Consider the following 3,850-nt stretch of genomic DNA (forward strand, 5'->3'; position numbering starts at 1 on the left):
GGGACCGGACCCTCGCGACGGTGGTCGAGCGCCACCGGGCCCACGTGGTGGGCGCATGAGGGTCGTCCTCGCCCCGGACTCCTTCAAGGGGACGGTCACGGCGACTTCAAGGGGACGGTCACGGCGACCGACGCCGCCCGGGCGCTGGCCGACGGCTGGCGCTCGGTGCGCCCGGGCGACGAGCTGATCGCGCGTCCGATGGCCGACGGCGGCGAGGGCACCATCGCCGCCGTCGCGGCCGCCCTGCCCGGCACCACCGAGCACGAGGTCCCCGGCCGCACCGGCCCCGACGGGCGGCCGGTCACCGGGCGGTACGCCCTCCTGCCCGACGGCACCGCGCTGGTGGAACTCGCCGTCGCCAGCGGGCTGCCCCCGATGTCCCGCCCCGCACCGCTCACCGCGACCACGCGGGGCACCGGCGAGACCGTCGCGGCGGCCCTCGACGCGGGCGCGCGCCGACTGGCGGTCGCCCTCGGCGGCTCCGCCTCCACCGACGGCGGCAGCGGCCTGCTCGCGGCGCTCGGCCTGCGGCGACCGACGCGCGGGGCCGGGAGCTCCCCGACGGCGGCGGAGCACTGCCGCGGGCCCACCGGGTCGACGCCACGGGCCTGCGCCCGGCGCCGCCCGAGGGCGTGGTGCTGCTCACCGACGTCACGAATCCGCTGCTCGGCCCGGACGGCGCCGCCGCCGTCTACGGCCCGCAGAAGGGCGCGGACCCGAGCGAGGTCGCCCTGCTCGACCAGGGCCTCACCCGGCTCGCCGCGCTCCTCGGCGCGGACCCGGCGCAGCCCGGCGCCGGTGCGGCGGGCGGCACCGCCTACGGCCTCGCGGCCGCCTGGGGCGCCGTCGTCCGCCCCGGCGCGGCCGCCGTCGCCGACCTCCTCCGCCTCGACCGGGACATCGCCACGGCGGATCTGGTGATCACCGGTGAGGGCCGGTACGACGCGACCAGCCTGCGTGGCAAGGCGGTCGGCGAGGTCCTCGCCCGGGCCGCCCGGGCCGGCGTCCCGGCCCGGATCGTCGCGGGCGAGTCGGCCGACGACCGGGTACTGACCCTCGCCGCGCTCGCGGGCGACCCGGCCTCCGCCCGGGAGCACGCCCGCCTGTGGCTGGTCCGCGCCGGTGCCCGCCTCGCCCACGACGCGGCGGGCTGAACTCCCGCCGTCCGGGCCAGGTCCCCTCGCGCTCGGCGCGGACCGAGCCGCCCGGGTCACCCGCCCGGCACCACGTTCGCCGGCGGCAGCCCCTCGAAGAAGGCCACCGCCTCCTCCCGCCAGTGCGGGCGCCAGCTCTCGGCCTCGGCGCGGGCCGCGTCGGCGCAGCGGCGCATGTCGGAGCGGAGCTTCCGGTCCACGCCCAGCCGTCGGGCCAGCTCGCGGACCTGCTCGACCGCGTCGGCCGGGCAGTGCGGGTCACCGAGCGCGGACTCCACCACGGCCCGCTGCGCCTCGTCCGCGCGGGCGAGCAGGGCGCTCACGGCGTAGCTGCGGCGTCCCGCGCGGAGGTCGGCGCCGGTGGACTTGCCGGTGGCGTCCTCGTCGCCGAACAGGTCGAGGTAGTCGTCGCGCAGCTGGCCGCCGATGCCGACCAGGGTCGCGTACCGGCGCAGCCGTGCGTCGTGACCGGCCACCTCCTCGCCGGCGGCCAGCAGCCCCAGCCGCAGCGGGGCGAGCACGGAGTACCGGGTCGACTTGTACTCGCAGACGGTGTGCAGGAACTCCTCGTCCGGGAGCGGCAGGAAGTCGCGTTCGAGGTCGAGGATCTGGCCGGCGACCGTCTCGGCGCCGGCGTTCAGCTGCACCTCCAGCATCGCCTGGCGCAGCTCGGCGGGGACGTCCGCCTCCAGCAGGACCCGCATCGAGAGGAAGGCGGCGAGGTCCCCGGCCAGGACGGCCAGGCCGAGCGCGGTGCGGTCCGCCGCCGGGAACTCCCGGCGGTAGGCGTAGTAGGTGGAGGGGCCGCCGCGGCGTACGGGCGCGTCGTCGATGATGTCGTCGTGGACGAGCCCGTGCGTCTGGAGCAGCTCGATGCTCAGCGCGGCCTCCGCCAGGCCGGGCACCGGGTCGGTGGTCACCAGGCGGGCCGCCTCGTACAGCAGGGCGACCCGCAGCCGCTTGCCGCCGCGCAGTGAGAGGTCCCGCAGCAGCTCCAGGCAGCGCGGGGTGAAGCGGCTGAGCGGCGGCGTGTCGAGGCGCTCCGGCAGGGCGGCGAAGTAGGCCTCGAAGCGGAGGTCGAACCGGCGCCGGTGTCCGGCGGCTCGTTCGCGGGCGGCTGCCATGATCGTCTCGTTCACGAGGCCCACCCTCGCATCCGGCGTACGGGACCGCGCAGCCGCCCTGCCTACTCGGTCTGGACGGCGATCAGGCAGGTGTCGTCGTCGGTGTCGGCGGGGCTGAGTTCGAGCAGCCGGTCCAGGTACTGCTCCAGGTCCGGGCCGGGGGCGCCGGCCGCCCGGAGCAACTGTTCCACCGACTCCTCCACCGGGCGGTCCCGGCGTTCGACCAGCCCGTCGGTGTAGAGCAACAGGACGTCACCCGGGTCGAGCCGGGCGGTGCGTTCCTCGTACTCGGCGTCGTCCAGTGCGCCGAGCAGCACGCCGTGCGGCAGCGGCAGCACCTGGGCGCCGTCCGCGCCGAGCCGGATCGGCGGCAGGTGGCCGGCCCGGGCCCAGCGCAGTTCGCCGCCGACCGGGTCCACCAGCACGCAGACGGCCGTCGCGGTGACCTGGCCCGGTTCGCGCAGGGCCACGGTGTTGGCCCACTCCAGCAGCCGGCCCGGGCCGGCCCCGGTGACGGCGAGGCCGCGCAGCGCGTGCCGCAGCGCGACCATCCCGGTGGCCGCGCCGACGCCGTGCCCGGCCACGTCGCCGACCGCGAGCAGCACCCGCCGGTCGGGCAGCACCAGCACGTCGTACCAGTCGCCACCGACCCGGTCGCGCTGGGCCGCGGGCCGGTAGCGGACGGCGGCGTGCAGGCCGGTGACGGCGAGCGGGGGCGGGGCGGCGGGCAGGATCGCCTGCTGCAGCCGCAGTGCCAGCTGCGCCCGTTCGGCCGACTCCTGCTCGCTGTCGGCCAGCCGCTCCCGGGTGGCGCCGAGCGCGACCTCCGTCCAGTGCTGGGCGGAGACGTCGTGGTAGGCGCCGCGGACGGCGACGAGCCGGCCGGTCTCGTCCACCACCGGCTCGGCGATCACCCGGGTGAAGCGGTGGGTGCCGTCCGGGCGGTCCAGCCGGACCACCGCGGAGGCGGTGCGGTGGTGGTGCCGGACGGTGTCCAGCAGCCGCCGGACCGCCGGCCGGTCGTCCGGGTGGGTGTGCCGCACGAGCCGGTCCAGCGGTACGGGCGGGGCGTCCGGCGCCAGCCCGTACAGCTCGCGCAGCCCGTCGCTCCAGCGGATCCGGCCCTCGGCGGGGCGCTCCTCGAACCCGGCCACCCGGGCCAGCCGCTGGGCCTGGCGCAGCAGGGCGGCGTGCTCGTCCTCCTCCCGCTCGTCGTCCAGCCGCCAGCAGACCAGCACCCGGCCGCCGAGCGGGACGACCGAGAGCAGCACGGCCACCGGGACGGCGGGCCCCTGCTCCCGGAAGGCGAGCCGGACCCGCTCGGCGGTCGACGGTACGCCCGTCTCGTACGCGCGCAGCAGCCGGTCGAGCAGCCCGGCGGCCGAGGCGACCGGGTAGGTCTCCAGCAGCGAGGCGCCCTCCAGCGCTTCCCGGGGCCGGCCGAGCGGGTCGCGGAACCGGGCGTTGACCCGGACCACCGTGAAGTCGGCGATCCGCCCAGCCCGCAGGACGGGGGCCAGCAGCAGCGCGGGGGTGAGCAGGCCGTCCAGGAGGTCGTCGGCCCGCTCGGGG

At 78.0% G+C, this 3,850-nt stretch carries 2 protein-coding genes and 1 pseudogene; 1 reads left to right on the forward strand and 2 read right to left on the reverse strand.

The genetic code is table 11. From position 1 onward, the window contains the following. Positions 1 to 144 precede the first annotated feature (144 nt). A pseudogene (locus ACIQOV_RS31605) lies at positions 145 to 1,154 on the forward strand (glycerate kinase). A gap of 56 nt (positions 1,155 to 1,210) precedes the next feature. Here the strand turns inward: ACIQOV_RS31605 and ACIQOV_RS31610 are convergent. Both ACIQOV_RS31610 and ACIQOV_RS31615 read right to left on the reverse strand, forming a co-directional pair. After that, a complete protein-coding gene (locus ACIQOV_RS31610) occupies positions 1,211 to 2,278 on the reverse strand; it encodes a polyprenyl synthetase family protein (RefSeq protein WP_401054105.1) in 1,068 nt (355 codons plus the stop codon). Between the two features lie 62 nt (positions 2,279 to 2,340). Beyond that, positions 2,341 to 3,850 (reverse strand): SpoIIE family protein phosphatase (locus ACIQOV_RS31615; RefSeq protein ID WP_401054103.1); only part of this gene is annotated, 1,510 nt, incomplete at its 5' end.

Origin of the sequence: Kitasatospora sp. NPDC091257 (assembly GCF_044757675.1) — a bacterium.
GTDB lineage: Bacteria > Actinomycetota > Actinomycetes > Streptomycetales > Streptomycetaceae > Kitasatospora > Kitasatospora lactacystinica.

Bases quoted from the DNA above. Each gene is read 5' to 3' on its own strand.
- ACIQOV_RS31610 (WP_401054105.1), bottom strand. From the start codon at position 2,278: ATGGCAGCCGCCCGCGAACGAGCCGCCGGACACCGGCGCCGGTTCGAC.